Annotated in this window: 19 protein-coding genes; 4 read left to right on the top strand and 15 right to left on the bottom strand. The window is 71.6% G+C overall.

Translation table 11 applies throughout. The annotated features are described in order from the left end of the window. Positions 1–6 precede the first annotated feature (6 nt). The 11 genes from ACERZO_RS34990 to ACERZO_RS34940 form a co-directional block, all read right to left on the bottom strand. On the bottom strand, positions 7–564 hold the full coding sequence (locus tag ACERZO_RS34990) for a GvpL/GvpF family gas vesicle protein (protein ID WP_372670062.1): 558 nt from the start codon (positions 562–564) through the stop codon (positions 7–9). After that, a complete protein-coding gene (gvpJ, locus tag ACERZO_RS34985) occupies positions 561–878 on the bottom strand; it encodes a gas vesicle protein GvpJ (protein WP_372670060.1) in 318 nt (105 codons plus the stop codon). The genes ACERZO_RS34990 and gvpJ (ACERZO_RS34985) overlap by 4 nt, the downstream gene beginning before the upstream one ends. Beyond that, positions 879–1,094 (bottom strand): gas vesicle protein GvpK, encoded by a 216-nt coding sequence (gene gvpK / locus ACERZO_RS34980; protein ID WP_372670058.1) that lies wholly within the window; start codon positions 1,092–1,094, stop codon positions 879–881. Continuing rightward, on the bottom strand, positions 1,091–1,243 hold the full coding sequence (gene gvpJ / locus ACERZO_RS34975; RefSeq protein ID WP_086674556.1) for a gas vesicle protein GvpJ: 153 nt from the start codon (positions 1,241–1,243) through the stop codon (positions 1,091–1,093). The genes gvpK and gvpJ (ACERZO_RS34975) overlap by 4 nt, the downstream gene beginning before the upstream one ends. Continuing rightward, the gene (locus tag ACERZO_RS34970) at positions 1,236–1,967 is read right to left on the bottom strand and encodes a GvpL/GvpF family gas vesicle protein (RefSeq protein ID WP_372670056.1); all 732 of its coding nucleotides are present in this window, start codon (positions 1,965–1,967) and stop codon (positions 1,236–1,238) included. The genes gvpJ (ACERZO_RS34975) and ACERZO_RS34970 overlap by 8 nt, the downstream gene beginning before the upstream one ends. After that, a complete protein-coding gene (locus ACERZO_RS34965; RefSeq protein WP_444843242.1) occupies positions 1,964–2,287 on the bottom strand; it encodes a gas vesicle protein in 324 nt (107 codons plus the stop codon). Before ACERZO_RS34965 ends, ACERZO_RS34970 begins: the two co-directional genes overlap by 4 nt. Before the next feature lie 8 nt (positions 2,288–2,295). Next, complete coding sequence (locus tag ACERZO_RS34960) at positions 2,296–2,625, bottom strand: gas vesicle protein GvpO (RefSeq protein ID WP_372670052.1); 330 nt, start codon at positions 2,623–2,625, stop codon at positions 2,296–2,298. Between the two features lie 184 nt (positions 2,626–2,809). Beyond that, on the bottom strand, positions 2,810–3,490 hold the full coding sequence (locus ACERZO_RS34955; RefSeq protein ID WP_372670050.1) for a response regulator transcription factor: 681 nt from the start codon (positions 3,488–3,490) through the stop codon (positions 2,810–2,812). Then, on the bottom strand, positions 3,490–4,878 hold the full coding sequence (locus ACERZO_RS34950; RefSeq protein ID WP_372670048.1) for a sensor histidine kinase: 1,389 nt from the start codon (positions 4,876–4,878) through the stop codon (positions 3,490–3,492). The genes ACERZO_RS34955 and ACERZO_RS34950 overlap by 1 nt, the downstream gene beginning before the upstream one ends. Before the next feature lie 23 nt (positions 4,879–4,901). After that, a complete protein-coding gene (locus ACERZO_RS34945; RefSeq protein ID WP_372670046.1) occupies positions 4,902–5,609 on the bottom strand; it encodes a type 1 glutamine amidotransferase in 708 nt (235 codons plus the stop codon). After that, complete coding sequence (locus ACERZO_RS34940; protein WP_372670044.1) at positions 5,602–6,831, bottom strand: MurT ligase domain-containing protein; 1,230 nt, start codon at positions 6,829–6,831, stop codon at positions 5,602–5,604. Before ACERZO_RS34940 ends, ACERZO_RS34945 begins: the two co-directional genes overlap by 8 nt. A gap of 474 nt (positions 6,832–7,305) precedes the next feature. Between ACERZO_RS34940 and ACERZO_RS34935 the strand changes: the two genes are divergently transcribed. The 3 genes from ACERZO_RS34935 to ACERZO_RS34925 are packed head-to-tail and all read left to right on the top strand — an operon-like array spanning position 7,306 to position 10,335. Continuing rightward, positions 7,306–8,088 (top strand): IclR family transcriptional regulator, encoded by a 783-nt coding sequence (locus ACERZO_RS34935; RefSeq protein ID WP_086674550.1) that lies wholly within the window; start codon positions 7,306–7,308, stop codon positions 8,086–8,088. After that, positions 8,085–9,770 carry an L-lactate permease gene (locus tag ACERZO_RS34930; protein ID WP_372670041.1) on the top strand — a complete coding sequence of 562 codons (1,686 nt, stop codon included), beginning with the start codon at positions 8,085–8,087 and terminating at the stop codon, positions 9,768–9,770. Before ACERZO_RS34935 ends, ACERZO_RS34930 begins: the two co-directional genes overlap by 4 nt. A 10-nt stretch (positions 9,771–9,780) precedes the next feature. Continuing rightward, a complete protein-coding gene (locus tag ACERZO_RS34925) occupies positions 9,781–10,335 on the top strand; it encodes an HD domain-containing protein (protein ID WP_372670039.1) in 555 nt (184 codons plus the stop codon). Here ACERZO_RS34925 and ACERZO_RS34920 read toward each other — a convergent pair. The 4 genes from ACERZO_RS34920 to ACERZO_RS34905 are packed head-to-tail and all read right to left on the bottom strand — an operon-like array spanning position 10,332 to position 13,184. Beyond that, entirely contained in the window at positions 10,332–11,102 is a 771-nt protein-coding gene (locus tag ACERZO_RS34920; RefSeq protein ID WP_372670037.1) for a hypothetical protein, read from the bottom strand. The two genes, ACERZO_RS34925 and ACERZO_RS34920, sit on opposite strands and share 4 nt — an antisense overlap. A 4-nt stretch (positions 11,103–11,106) precedes the next feature. Beyond that, entirely contained in the window at positions 11,107–12,372 is a 1,266-nt protein-coding gene (locus tag ACERZO_RS34915) for an RNA polymerase sigma factor (RefSeq protein ID WP_372670035.1), read from the bottom strand. 39 nt (positions 12,373–12,411) lie between these two features. After that, a complete protein-coding gene (locus tag ACERZO_RS34910) occupies positions 12,412–12,759 on the bottom strand; it encodes a YciI family protein (RefSeq protein ID WP_372670032.1) in 348 nt (115 codons plus the stop codon). After that, positions 12,759–13,184, bottom strand: a complete 426-nt coding sequence (locus tag ACERZO_RS34905) for a YciI family protein (RefSeq protein WP_372670031.1) — start codon at positions 13,182–13,184, stop codon at positions 12,759–12,761. The genes ACERZO_RS34910 and ACERZO_RS34905 overlap by 1 nt, the downstream gene beginning before the upstream one ends. Before the next feature lie 146 nt (positions 13,185–13,330). Between ACERZO_RS34905 and ACERZO_RS34900 the strand changes: the two genes are divergently transcribed. After that, positions 13,331–14,305, top strand: a complete 975-nt coding sequence (locus ACERZO_RS34900; protein WP_372670029.1) for a small ribosomal subunit Rsm22 family protein — start codon at positions 13,331–13,333, stop codon at positions 14,303–14,305. Positions 14,306–14,331: the final 26 nt, after the last annotated feature.

Genomic DNA, 14,331 nt, shown 5'->3' with positions numbered 1-14,331 from the left:
CGTCGCTCACCAGGTCCACCGTGAGCACGTCCGCCGCTCCAGGAAGCTGTACGCGGGCAGCGGCCCGATCCAGTCGGCCTCGACGCCGCCGCGGGCGAGCCCGGTGACCGCGTCGCGCACGACGAGCAGGTCGCCCATCCCGACGAGGAACGCCCAGCGCTCGTCGGCGGACTCACCCGCCGGCAGCGCCACGGAGTCGCGGGCCCGCTCGGCGACCTCGGACAGCAGGACGTCGGAGCGGGCGGCCCGCCACGCCGAGCCGGGCTCGGTGAACCGCAGGCAGACGTGCACCTCGGCCAGGCCGTCGAGCCGGTCGAGGTCGGCGCGGTACGTGTCGGCCGCCGGAGCCAGCACGTCGGCGCGGACGGCGTCCTCGTCGTCGGCCACCGTGCCGAACCGGACCGGCAGCACCGGCCCGCCCTCGACCAGCGCGGACACCACCGCCAGGTGCACGGCCGGGTCCGGCTCGGGGTCGCCGACGACCATGGCCAGGTCTTCCCAGTCCACCGTCCGCGGCGCCCGCGGGTGCCCGGCGCGCACGACGCCGTAGAGCTGCAGCGTCACGGCTGGTCGACCGGGACGGCGGCCTCCACGGGTACCGCGACCGCGGGAGTCGGCGGCGGGGGCGGGATGAGCCCGGTCGTCTGCCCGAGCCCCTGGGAGATCTGCCCGGGCACCGGCGTGCTCTGCAGCCGCTGCATGGCTTCGAGGTAGCGGATGTAGGTGTCGACGCTGGCGATCACGATCCGCGCCTCGATCGCCAGCAGCTCGATCCCGATCACCGACACCCGGACCGAGGCGTCGATGACGAGACCCTTGTCGAGCAGGATGTCGAGCGTGTCGGCGAGGCCACCGCCGGTCTGTCCCGGTCTGGTCACCTAGAACCTTTCGTCGAGGACCGCGCGGAGCTCTTCGAACCGGAGGTCCAGCGCGATCAGGGCCTGGCCGAGGTCTTCGACCTGGGCGGGGGTGAGGGTCTCCAGGCGCCGCAGCGCTTGGCGTTCGAGCACTTCGCGGAGGATGTCGAGCACGGTGACGACCAGGTGGCCGAGCCCGCGGCCGGCGTCGGCGGGGATCCGGACGGGCTCGCTCATCCTTCGAGCCCGAGCAGCAGCAGCCGCAGGTCGAGCCGCACGAGGTCGATCCCCGCGAGCGAGATGATCACGTCACCGGTCACGACGGCACCGCGGTGCACGACCCGGTCGAGCAGGTCGGCCACGGACTCCACGGCGGCGTCAGCCATCGGCCGTCACCCCGAGCTCGACGTCGGTGAACGAGTACGGCGGCCACGGCCCGGACGTCTCCACCGTCGCGCCCGCCGCGCGCAGCTCGCGGGCGAACCACTCGAACTCCGCGTGGAACGCGGCCTCGCGCCCGGTTTGGACGAGGTAGGCGGTGTTGACCAGCACGCCGTGCGGCCGCGCGCGCTCGATGCTGTCGGCCGCGTGCCGGCGCAACGCGTTCTGGAGCCGCCCCGCCGCGCCGACGACGTCTTCGCGCGCCTGTTGGAGCGCCTTCAGCCGTTCGCGCCGCCGGACGAGGTACTGCGTGCCGGTCAGGCCCTCGGTGTCCGGCCGGGTGGTCGCGGCGGGTTCGGTGTGCCGGACCCGGACACCCCATTCGCGATGCCCCTCGACCTCGTCGAGGCAGTCCCGCGCCTGGTCGTAGGCGACTTCCAGGAGCCGTTTCACCGAGGCTTCGCCGTCGAGGACCGTGCCGAACCGCAGCGGCAGCACCGGTTCGTGGCGGAAGACCGCACGCACGACGGCGTCGTGTTCGCGGGCCAGTTCCGCGAGCGCGCCGTCCACCGGGTCGAGCGTGTCGATCCGGTCGAAGCGCGCCGGGCTCACCTCCGAGACGACGACGCCCAGGTCGCGGTAGCCGACGAGCCGGGGCGCCGGGCCGAGGTCCAGCCCGTCGCGGTTGCGGGTGATCGCGTAGGCGCAGAGCCAGTCGCGGGTGGTCACCGGGGTTCTTCCCTCCCGCTCGGCACGGGCAGCCGAGCCTCGAGTTCGGCGACGCGCGCCGCCAGGTCCAGTTTTTTCCCGGCGCTGTCCGCCAGTTCGCCCCGCGCCGCGTTCGGCGCGAAGAAGGGGTCGTTCGTCCACCAGTCCATGCCCATTTCCCGGGCGGTCTGCGCGGAGGCGATGAAGAGCCGGATCCGCAGCGTCAGCAATTCGACGTCGACGACGCTGACGCCGATGTCACCGGCTATCACCACGCCCTTGTCGAGCACGCGTTCCAGAATGTCCGCCAATGAATCGGACGAAGCGGCCAATCGTGTCACCCTTCCTTTCAGGAATCGGTGGTGCCCCGCGTGAACCGCCGCAGCCGTTCGCACGCGGTCAGCTCACCCGCGGCGTCGACGTCGACCCGGTAGGTGGCCAGCACACTGGTGGAGTCCGGGATCCGGGCCAGCTCGACGACGTCGACGAGCACGGACCAGCCACCGTCGGCGCGGGTCCGGACCCCGGTCACGGCGTGCGGGGTCATCCCCGTGACCACGCCGAACTGAGCCGTCGCTTCGCGAATGGCGTCGACGGCACGCAGCCGGGAAACGGATTTCCCGGAGGTTTCCGGTATATTGTTGTTTTGGGCAAGGAACGGCTGAGGCGATTCCGTCATCGCTTTCCTGGTCTCGGGTGGGTGCCCACCGTAGCAACGGGCACAACCACGCGCAGGTGAGCAGCGGCACGGTATTTTTCACCGGTTCGCGGGAACGGCTGGGCGATCTGCGGCAACCGGCGGCGGCGAACGGCGCAACACCGGCACGCCCAGCGGCACCAATTCCGGGATTTCCCCCGGAACATCACGATCGAGTAACGTCTACCAGTCGGTAGCCGACCCCCCGGACCGTCTCGATGGTCCGGGTGCCGAACGGGACGTCGATCTTGCGCCGCAGGTACCCGATGTAGACCTCGACGACGTTCTCGTCGCCGTCGTAGTGCGCGTCCCATACGTGGCTCAGGATCTCGTTCTTCGTCAGCGCGGTTCCCGGGCGCCGCAACAGGAACTCCAGCAACCCGAACTCGCGCGCGGTCAGCTCGATCCGCGTCTGTCCCCTGTGGACGGTGCGGGCCGACGGGTCGAGCCGCAGGTCGCCCGCCTCCAGGACGGCGGGCCGGGCCGGCGCGCCACGCCGCAGCAGCGCGCGCAGCCGGGCGATCAGCACGACGAAGGAGAACGGCTTGGACAGGTAGTCGTCGGCGCCGAGGTCGAACGCGTCGGCTTCGTCGTACTCGCCGTCCTTCGCGGTGAGCATCAGCACCGGCGTCCAGTTTTCGGCCGCCCGCAAGCGTTTGAGCACTTCGTAGCCGGACAGCTCGGGCAGCATGATGTCGAGCACGACGACGTCGTACTCCTGCTCGGTGGCCCGCCAGAGCCCCTCGCGACCGGTGTGCGCGACGTCGACGGTGAAGCCCTCGGCGACCAGGCCGCGCCGCAGCGTCTCCGCGAACTCGCGCTCGTCCTCCACGATCAGCAGCCGCACTACTCCTCCTCGGGCAGTTCGAGCACCGGCAGTTCGAGCACGAACCGCGCGCCCGGCTCGTCCGACGCGGTGTAGCGCGCGCTGCCGCCGTGGCGCGCCGCGATGCCCGCGACGATCGGCAGGCCCAGCCCGGTACCGCCGTGTTCGCGCTGCCGCGACGCGTCGAGCCGGACGAACCGTTCGAAGATCCGGTCGCGGTCGGCCTCCGCGACGCCGGGACCGTCGTCGCTCACTTCGACGACGGCGAGGTCGCCGCGCACCGAGCTGGCCACCCGGATGCGCGTGCGCGCGTGGCCGCGGGCGTTGTCGACGAGGTTCCGCACCGCCCGCCGCAGCTGGGCTTCGCTGCCGCGCACCTTCGCCGGCCCGGCGCGGACTTCGACGTCCAGCGCGCACTCGCCGCGGACCCGCTCGGCCTCGGCGCGCACGATGTCGTCGAGGTCGACCTCGGTGCGCGACGGCCGGTCGGTCGCGTCGTCGGTGCGGGCGAGCATGAGCAGGTCGTCGACGAGTTCACGCAGCCGCGCGGTCTCGCGGGCGATCACCGGCACCAGGTCTTGCGCGCTCTCGGGGTGCCGCCCGGAGACGTCGAGCGCGGTGCTGATCGTGGACAGCGGTGAGCGCAGCTCGTGGCTGGCGTCCGCGACGAACCGGCGTTGCGCCGCCTGCGCCGACGCGAGCCGGCCGAGCATCTCGTTGAGCGTCACGGCCAGCCGGTGCACCTCGTCGCCGCCCGGCGGCAGCGGGACGCGGGCGGCGAGGTCGCGCGTCGAGATCTCGGCGACGGTCCGGCGCATCCGCTCGACCGGGCGCAGCGCGGAGCCGACCGCGCGGTAGACGGCGAGACCGGAGATCGCCAGCAGCGGGATCGCGATCAGGCCGAGCAGCAGCGTCAGCCGCGTCGACGCCTCCGTCACCGGCTCCAGCGACCGCGCGGAGATCACCGTGTACGGCCCGCCCGGCCCGTTGACCTGCTGCGACACGACGCGGTAGTCGTCGCTGTCGCCGTTGAGCCCGAGCGGGAGGGTTTCGATGGCTTCCTGCCCGACGGCCGGGCGCGCGGCGGTCAGCGGCGGGTGCCCGACGATCGCCGGGTCGCTCGCGATCGGCACGCCCCGCGCGTTCAGCACCTGGGTGACGGCCTCGGTGTCGCCGGTGCTGGCGACGTCGGACGCGCTGAGGTCGCGCGCGCCCTCGCGGACGAGCTGGATGGCGACCTGGCGACCGGTGCTGCGGGCACTCTCGGTGACGCTGCGGTCGAGCGACTCTTCCAGCAGCACCACGACCACCGCGAGCGCGGCGGCGATGGCCAGCGCGAGCGCGAAGACCGCCACCGCGGTGGTCCGCATCCGCACGCCGGTCGCGGCGATCACCTTGCCCAGTTTCACCAACTCAGCGTAACCACGCGTCGTCACGACGTCCGCCGGCGGCGCGTGGCGGTGAGCCGCTCCCCGCGCAGGCGGTCGACCTCGGGCAGGTCCAGCGGCGGCAGCGGGTGCCCGGCCGTCCACGCCAGCAGCAGGTCCGCCAGGGCGGGGTTGCGGGCGAGCGCCGGGCCGTGCAGGTACGTGCCGACGACGTGGTCGGTCACCGCGCCTTCGGTGCCGTCGCCGTTGCCGGTGCCGCGCACGACCTGCCCGAGCGGTTCGCTGTCGGCGCCGAGCTTGCTGACACCGAGGTGGTTTTCGAAGCCGGTGAGCGGCTCCCCGATCCGCGGCGACGTCGCGACCAGCTCGGAGACGGCCCGCCGCTCGCCGGGCTCGGTGGTGACGTCGAGCAGGCCGAGGCCGTCGTGGTCGACGCCGTCGAGGCCGCGGAAGCGGGTTCCGAGCACCTGCAGGCCGGCGCAGACGCCGAAGACGACCGCGTCCGGCGTCAGGGCCCGCCGGTACTTCCGCAGGTGGGCCGCGGCGAGGGCCTGCGCGCCGTCCTCGCCGCCGCCGAGCAGGTAGAGGTCCAAAGTGGACGGTACCGGCTCGCCGAGCCCGACCGGCACGACCTCGGCGTCGAACCCGCGCCAGCGCAGCCGCTGGCAGAGGATCTGCGCGTTGCCGCTGTCGCCGTAGGTGCCGAGCACCTCGGGCAGCAGTAGTCCGATGTGGACCGTCGACTCAGGCACCGGGCAGCCTGCCGACGAGGTCGCGGAAGGCGGTGTAGTTGGCGACGAGCTCGACCCCACCGGGCGGCAGCGCGTCGATCGCGGCGACCGGATCGGGCTCGGCCCAGTGCGCGACCTCGGCGTAGCAGAGCCGGACGGCGAGGTCGGCGCAGCGCTCGCCGGTGACGACGACCTGGCGGCCGCGCAGCCGTTCGAAGTGGACGTCCCAGAGCCAGGACAGGTCGCGGCCGTCGGCTTCCTGGGCGTTGACGGCGACGACGACGGGGGTGTCCTCGTCGAGCACGCGCAGCGTTTCCACCCAGCCGGCGGGGTTCTTGGCGAGCATGAGCCGCACGGAGTGCCGCGACCGCCGGATGGTCCGGTAGCGGCCGCCGATGTCGGTGATGGTCCGCAGCCGGGCGGCGGCGGTGTGCGGCGGCACCCCGAGCCGGTGCGCGGCGGCGAGCGCGAAGGCGGCGTTGGCGCGGTTGGCGTCGCCGGGGAGCCGCAGGTCCAGGTCGACGTGGCGGCCGCCGGGGGTGCGGACGAGGTCGCCGTCGAGGGTCCAGGCGGGCTCGGGGCGGGCGAGGCCGCAGGCGCAGCTCCAGTGGTCTTTGACGTGGGCGATCAGGCCGTCGCAACGGGGGCAGGCGGTGGAGTCGCCGGTCCAGCGCCGTCCGGTGCCGACCCAGAGCCGCTTGTCGGCTGCGGTCGCCGCGGAGGTGACGAGGATGTCGTCGGAATTGGCGACAATCGTGGTTTCGGGATGGTTCTCGATCGCTTTGCGGAGATCTCTTTCGGTGGACCGGACCTCGCCGACGCGGTCGAGCTGGTCGCGGCTGAGGTTGAGCAGGACGAGAACGGCGGGGTTCAGCTGATCGGCAACCCAGGGGACGTAGGTTTCATCGACTTCGAGAACGGCGTAGGGCGCTTCGGGGCGCGCGGCCAGGGCGGCGAGGACACCGTCGGGCATGTTGGCGCCATCGCTGTTGGCGGCGACCTCGGCGAGGGCTTCGAGGGCTTTGGTGATCATCAGCGCGGTGGTGGTCTTGCCGTTGGTCCCGGTGACGAGCACCACGGCCCGGTCCTGGCCGACCCGCTGCAGGGCCTTCGGGTCGAGTGCGAGGGTGACGCGGCCACCGATGACACCGCCGTTGCCGAGGCCGGAGTTCCGCGAGAGCCAGGCGGTGAGCCGCCCGGCGGCGACGGACGCGCGGGTACGGAGGGGGCTTCGGGCGGACACCGGTTGGATGGTGCTCGGTGGGCGCTGTGAGTTTGCTGAGTCCGTGACCCGGGCCACCGGGCCCCGGCTTCGGCTGCGCCTTCGCGCGGCGGCTCCGCTTGACGCCCTCGTGGGGGCGCCCGGGCGACCGGTCCGTTCGGAACGTCTTGAATGACTCATTCAGGTCTTCGGGGGTCCTGAATGAGTCATTCAAGACCGCCGACCGGCGCGGTCTCTACTCCCTTCACGAGCCATTCACGAATCTGAACCACACCTGTCGAACTTGTCGAACGCACCCCGTCAACACCTCCGCAACCGCCATAGGTAGGAAACTTAACCATCGGAGGTTGTACCAATTAGCACACACAAGTAACCGCATTCTCCTGAAGCGTTTCAAGATCTTCCGCCCATACATCGGAGGTGTTACCGTCCAACCCCACCCAGCGGAAATGCGTACCGCTGAGCGGAAACCGGGAACGTCCAACGGAGGGCAGCGTGGGACCGGAGCGCGGGCTGGAGAACAGCGGAACTCTCGAACGCGGGCTCGCGGTGCTCGAGCACGTGGGTCGGCACCAGGAGATTTCCACCAATGCGATCGCGCGGCAACTGGGGCTTTCCCGCAGTGCCGCCTACCGCATCGTCGGCACCCTGAAGAGCCTCGAATACCTCGAAGCCGACCAGGTCACCGGGCGGGTACGGCTCGGCACGCGGCTCGTCGAACTCGGGGCGCGGGCCATGGCCGCCACCGACCTGCACCGCTGTGCGCCCCGGTACCTCGCCTCGCTCGCCGAACGGTCCGGGGAGACCACCTACCTCGCCGTTCCCGACAACGACACCATGGTCTACGTCGCCACCGAACGCAGTGCCAGCGCCGTCACCCTCGCCTGCCGGCTCGGCACACGGCGGCCGCAGCACGCCACCTCGCTCGGGAAAGCCTGGCTCGCCGCGCTGCCCGAAGCCGATCGGGCCGAACGCGTGCGGCGCATGAAACTCGACTCGCTCACGCTCAAGACGATCAACGATCCCCTGCGCCTGCTCGACGACCTGGCGAGGACCAGCCGCCGCGGGTGGGCGATCGACGAGGTCGAGAACGAGCCGGACGTCGGGTGCGTCGCCGCCGCCGTGCGGGACCACTCCGGGCGCCCCATCGCCGCCATCAGCATCGCCGGGCCCGCGCCGCGGGTGCTGCGCCGGCTCGACGAGCTGGGCGCCTCCGTCGCCGGCACCGCCGCCGCCCTTTCGCTGCGGCTCGGGTACGTCCGGGGGCAACGCGCATGACCTGGATCCAGGACTACCAGCCGGCCGGCGGCCTGTGGCTCTCCGCGCTGCTCGCCGCGCTCCCGATCGTCGTGCTGCTCGTCGCGCTCGGCGTCGTCCGGTTCTCCGCGCACCTTTCGGCCGCGCTCGCCTTGGTCACCGCGCTCGGCGTCGCGCTGCTGCTGTACCGGATGCCGGCCGCGCTCGCGTTCGACTCCGCGGCCATGGGCGTGCTCTTCGGCGTGTGGTCGGTCGCGTGGATCGCGTTCCACGCCGTCTACTTCCACAACGTCACCGTCGCGACCGGACGGTTCGACGCCATCAAGCGCGTCCTCGCCGGCTTCAGCGAGGACCGGCGGCTGCAGGCGCTGCTCATCGCGTTCGGCTTCGGCGCGCTGCTCGAAGGCGTCGCGGGCGGCGGGTCGCCGATCGCGATCACCGCCGCGATGATGGCCGCGCTCGGGTTCCCGCCGGTGAAGGCCGTCGTGCTGGCGCTGCTGGCGAACACCGCGCCGGTCGCGTTCGGCGGCCTCGGCAACCCGCTGATCGTGCTCGGCCGGCTGACCGCGCCGATCATGCACCTCAAGCAGGACCAGGCGACCGAGCTGTTTTCGGCGGCCGTCGGCCGTCAGGTTCCGGTGCTGGCGCTGATCATCCCCGCGTTCCTGGTCGTGGTCCTGGCCGGCTGGAAGCGCATGCTCGAGGTGTGGCCCGCGGTGCTGACCGCCGGGCTCGCGTTCGCGGCCATGCAGTTCGTCGCGTCCAACTACATCAGCGCGAGCCTGGTCGACGTCCTCGCCGCGCTCACCGCGATGGCCGCGCTGTGGGTCCTGACGCGGTTCTGGCAGCCGGCGTCGGTGTGGCGCTTCGACGGCGAAGAAAGCGCTGTCAAAAGCCTGGGCGCGGCGCAGTCCGAGCGTGGCGCGCTGTACGCGTGGATGCCTTACATCATCCTGATCCTGGCGATCTTCCTGTCCCGGATCGGCACGATCTTCAAGAACCTCCCCACCTGGCTCGACCTGACGAAGCTGCTGCACAAAGCGGACTGGATCTTCGCCTGGCCGGGGCTGCACAACCACGTCGTCCAGCACCCGCCGATCACCGCGAAGAACGCGCCCTACGCGGCGACGTTCACGGTCGACTTCCTGTTCTCGCCGGGCACGGTCGCGCTGATCGCGGCGGTCATCGCGGGCTTCGCGATGGGCGCGCGGCCAAAGCTGCTGCTCAAGACGTACCGCGAAACGCTGTTCCAGATGCGCTGGGCGCTCGCGACGATCTTCATGATCCTGGCGATCGCGTTCGTGATGAACTACTCGGGCGCGACGCAGACGCTGGGCCTGGCGCTCGCGACGACGGGCGCAGTCTTCCCGTTGTTCTCGGCGTACATCGGCTGGCTGGGCGTGTTCCTGACGGGCTCGGACGCGTCGACGAACAGCCTGTTCGGTCCGATGCAGGTGATTTCGGCCCAGCAGCTGAACCTGAACCCGATCCTGGCCGGCGCGACGAACACGTCGGGCGGCGTGATGGGCAAGATGATCTCGCCGCAGAACCTCTCGATCGGCGCGACGGCGATCGGGCAGAGCGGCAAGGAAGGATCGTTGCTGCGCCAGACTTTCCTGTGGTCCCTGCTGCTGACCGCGGTGGTCGGCGTGATCTCCCTGCTGCAGGCGACGATCCTGACGGCGATGATCCCGACGCCCTAGGCTGGGCGGCATGACGTTCGAGGGGTTGGCCGCGTTCGGCTACGAGCTGGGCCTGCTGAAGCGCGTCCGCCGGTCGGGCTGGTGGCACGCGGGGGTCCGCGACCCGGAGTCGGTGGGCGAGCACAGCCTGCGGGCCGCCCAGCTGGCGGCGCTGCTCGCGGCGGAGGAGGGGGCGTCGCCGGAGCGGGCGGCGTTCCTGGCGCTGTGGCACGACACGCAGGAGACCCGGACGGGTGATCTGCCGCTGACGGCGGTCGACTACCTGGAGAAGCCGCAGCCGCGGGCGATCACGGCCGACCAGACCGACCGGCTCCCGGCACGGTCGAAGGACCTGGTCCGCGAGGCGGTCGACGAGTACGAGACCCGCGAGTCGGCGGAAGCGTGGTGCGCCAAGGACGCCGACAAGCTGGAGATGCTGTTGCAGGCGCTGGAGTACCGGGACGTCGGGGTGCGGCGCGTGGACGAGTGGATCGAGTCGGCCCGGAAGGGATTGACGACGAAGACCGCGAAGCGGATCGCCGAAGCCGCGTTGACGCTGTCGCCGATGGCCTGGCGGGACCGCTAGCCGCTCATCGCCGCGGAGCTGATCGTCCCGTCCGCGAGGCTGTGCGCGATCATGCTGTGGGCCTCGCGAAACAGTCTGCGCGCTTCGAAAAAGAGGTAGAGGTCGGCGACGCAGATCGCCACCACTATGGCCGCTTCGAGCCACGGCGGGGCGGACAGATTTGCGCAGACCGCCACCGTGAGTATCGGCAAGGGCAGCAGGATCGCGTCCCGGAACTCACTTTCGGCCTTGATCCGCCCGAACTCGGCATGCAACTCGGGTTTCGCGACGATCAGCCTCGGAGACATGTGCAGCACCTCGCCCAGCGCTTCGATGGCACGCCGGTCGACCTCGAAGCGGTCCTCGCCCCGAGGCGACGCATCGGACACCGTGGCTTCCTGATGCTTTCGGTACTCCTTCCTTGCCCGGCTACGAACCCGGGCGACCGCACGGCCGCTGACCGGCCGGAACACCGACAGCAAACCCCGGGGTCGGTGATCGAGATCATCAGCGGTCAGGCGGCGGAGGTATCCGAGGCACACCCGGTAGAAGAATGCCTGGACAAGCCTGCTCGTCACCTCGCCGATCAGCAGGCACAACACGCTGATCACCGCCAGCCGGCCACCCGTTCCGAACAGCTCCAGCAGCTCCACCGCCGGCCGGGCCAGCAGCCCGGCCGGCGGCGGGTGGTAGTGGCCGATCAGCAGCCAGCCGGCGCAGAACCACATGTAGCCCGCCACCAGCGCACTGCGCACGTCCCGGAAGCCCGGCAGCAGCGAGGCGAGCACGGCGTCAGCGGCCCACCGCCGTCGCGCGGTCGAGCAGCAACGCCCGCTCGCGCGCGTTCTCCGTCATCTCCGCCGCCCGTCTGAACTCCTGCTCGGCCTCTTCCAGCCGGCCCAGTTTCTGCAGCAGGTCGCCGCGGACGCTCGGCAGCAGGTGGTAGTCCTTCAGCGCCGGGTCGTCGGCCACCGCGTCGACCACCGCCAAGCCCGCCGCCGGGCCGTCCGCCATCGCCACCGCCACCCCGCGGTTCAGCTCGATCACCGGGGACGGCTGGAGCTTGCCCAGCCCCTCGTACAACGCCGCGATGCGGGCCCAGTCCGTTTCCGAAGCCGTGCGGGCGCGCGCATGGCACGCCGCGATCGCCGCCTGCGCGGAATACGGGCCGTACGCGCCGTCGGCGATCTGCTCCGACAGCGTCAGCGCCGCCAGGCCGTGCTGGATCAGGAACCGGTCCCAGCGGCCGCGGTCCTGCTCGAGCAGGAGCACCGGCTCGCCGTTCGGGCCGGTGCGGGCCTTCGACCGCGACGACTGCAGTTCCATCAGCGCGACCAGGCCGTGCACCTCGGACTCGCCCGGCATCAGCCCGGCGAGGACGCGGCCGAGGCGCATCGCCTCCTCGCACAGCGCCGGGCGCATCCAGTCGTCGCCGCGGGTGGCCGAATAACCCTCGTTGAACACCAGGTAGATGACCTCGAGCACGGACGACAGCCGGGCGACGCGTTCCTCGCCCTCCGGGACCTCGAACGGCACCTTCGCCGCCGCCAGTGCCTTCTTCGCGCGCACGATCCGCTGCGCGATCGTCGACTCGCGGACGAGGAACGCGCGCGCGATCTCGTCCGTGGTGAGGCCGCCGAGCATCCGCAACGTCAACGCGACGCGGGCCTGCGTGTTCAGCACCGGGTGGCACGCGACGAACAGCAGGCGCAGCAGGTCGTCCTCGATGTGGTCGTCCAGGGCGGCGTCGAAGTCGGGCAGCACGCCCTCGCCGACCCGCTCGCCGCGGCCGACCTCCTCGAGCTTCTCCGCGTACCGCTCGTTGCGGCGGAACTGGTCGATCGCGCGGCGCTTGGCGATCGTCATCAGCCACGCGCCGGGGTTGCGGGGCACGCCGGACTCCGGCCACTGCTCCAGCGCCGCGACGAGCGCGTCCTGCGCCAGCTCCTCGGCCAGCCCGACGTCGCCGCGGGCCATGCGGGCCAGGCCCGCGATGAGCCGCGGCGATTCGATGCGCCAGACCGTCTCGACCGTGCTCCGGGTGTCCGCAACCGTCACCCGGCCATCAGACAGGGTGATCGGTCGCGGTGCAACCCGCTACTCGCTGATCGGCCGGATCTCGATGACACCGCCCTTCGCCTCGGGGTTCGGCGCGCGCTTCATCAGCGCGACAACGTCCTCGAGCGACTCCCCGTTGAGCACCCAGATCCCGGCGACGAGCTCCTTCGACTCGGCGAAGGGGCCGTCGATCACCTTCGGCTCGGCGTCGCCTTCGAAGAGGACGCGCACGCCCTCGGAACTCGGGGTCAGGCCTTCGGCGAGGACGATCCGGCCGTCGTTCAGCAGCTCCTCGTTGAACTTCGACATCGTCTCCAGCTCTTCGCGGCTGGGGCCGACGCCTGCTTCGGACTCCGGGCTGCCCTTCACCATCACCAGGAACCGCATCACGCCTCCTGGGCGCTCTGCGCGCGAAGCCGTCCTTCCAGCTCCTCGACCTCGGGCGTCATGTTCTCGAAGTCGGACGCCTCGGCGACGCGCCGGATCTCGACGACGCCGGCCTGGCCGTCGGGGTTCGGCATCCGCTTGATCCACTCGACGCACTCGTCGCGGTCGCGGCACTGCAGGATCCAGAAGCCGCCGACGAGCTCCTTGGTCTCGGCGAACGGACCGTCGACGACCTTGGGGGCCTCGGTCCCGGAGAAGACGACGCGCGCGCCCTGCGAGCTCGGCGTCAGGCCCTCGCCGGCGAGCAGGACGCCCGCCTTGACCAGCTCTTCGTTGAACTTCCCCATCTCGGCCAGCAGCTCGGCGCTCGGGCCGTGCCCGGCCTCGGACTCCTCGTTCGCCTTGACGATCACCATGAACCGCACAGCGGTCTCCCTTCGCTCGTTGCTGCCTACGCGTCGAACGGCCACGCCCCGGATCGACAGCGTCCGCCAAAAAACTTTCGCGCCGGAAAAGTAGCAGCTCAGGGCCGGTCCGGGCGGGCAATTCGGACAGGGGAGAATCGTCAGCCGTGGCGGTACTCCCCGACGACCTCTCCTCCGCGCTCGACGACGAGCTGGCCCGGCACCCGCTGGCCCGGCTGACGCAGTCCGTCGACCGGCTCAGCACGCGCTACCGCCAGGGTGACGCGGCGACCTCACCGATCCTCAGCTCCGAAGCCGACGTCGCCGCGTACGCCGGCTACCGGATGCCGGCCACCTACGCCGCCGTACACGCTGTGCTCGCCGAAGCCGCTTTACGCGCGCCTGGGTTCGAGCCGCGGACCCAGATCGACGTCGGCGGCGGAACCGGTGCCGCGGTCTGGGCGGCCGCCGCCGTCTGGCCGTCGCTCACCCGGTGCACGGTCCTGGAGCAGGTCGCCGGGGCCATCGGGCTGGGCAAGCGGCTCGCGGCGGGCGCGTCGCTGCCGGCGGTGCGGGACACGCAGTGGCGGCGCGGGTTCGTCGACCCGGCCGCGCCGGCGCCGGACGCCGACCTCGTGACGCTGTCCTACGTGCTCGGCGAGCTGCCGGACGCCACCCGCGCGGACGTCGTGCGCTGGCTGGCCGCGTCGGCCGGGGCGGTCGCCCTGATCGAGCCGGGGACGCCGGCGGGCTACGAGCGGATCCGCGCCGCCCGCGCGCAGCTGATCGAGCTGGGCCTGCACGTCGTCGCGCCGTGCCCGCACGACGCGGCGTGCCCGATCGTGCCGGGCGAGGACTGGTGCCACTTCGCCGCGCGGCTCCCGCGGTCAGGCCTGCACCGGCGGCTCAAGGCGGGGACGCTCGGGTTCGAGGACGAGAAGTTCGCGTACGTCGTGGCTTCGCGATCAGCGCCGGAGCGCCCGGACGCGCGGATCATCCGGCACCCGAAGAAGCACAAGGGCTGGGTCGCGCTCGATTTGTGCACGGCCGCTGACGGGTTGGCGCCCGGCGTGGCGGTCTCGAAGAAGCAGGGCCCGCGCTACCGGGCGGCCCGCGACGCGGAATGGGGGGACGGCTGGTGACAGCCGGTCGAACGGCATGAACGAGT

The sequence above is a fragment of the Amycolatopsis kentuckyensis genome (assembly GCF_041679295.1).
Lineage (GTDB): Bacteria > Actinomycetota > Actinomycetes > Mycobacteriales > Pseudonocardiaceae > Amycolatopsis > Amycolatopsis kentuckyensis_A.
Note: the sequence above shows the minus strand (reverse complement) of the source record. Positions and strands in the feature narration are given on the sequence as shown.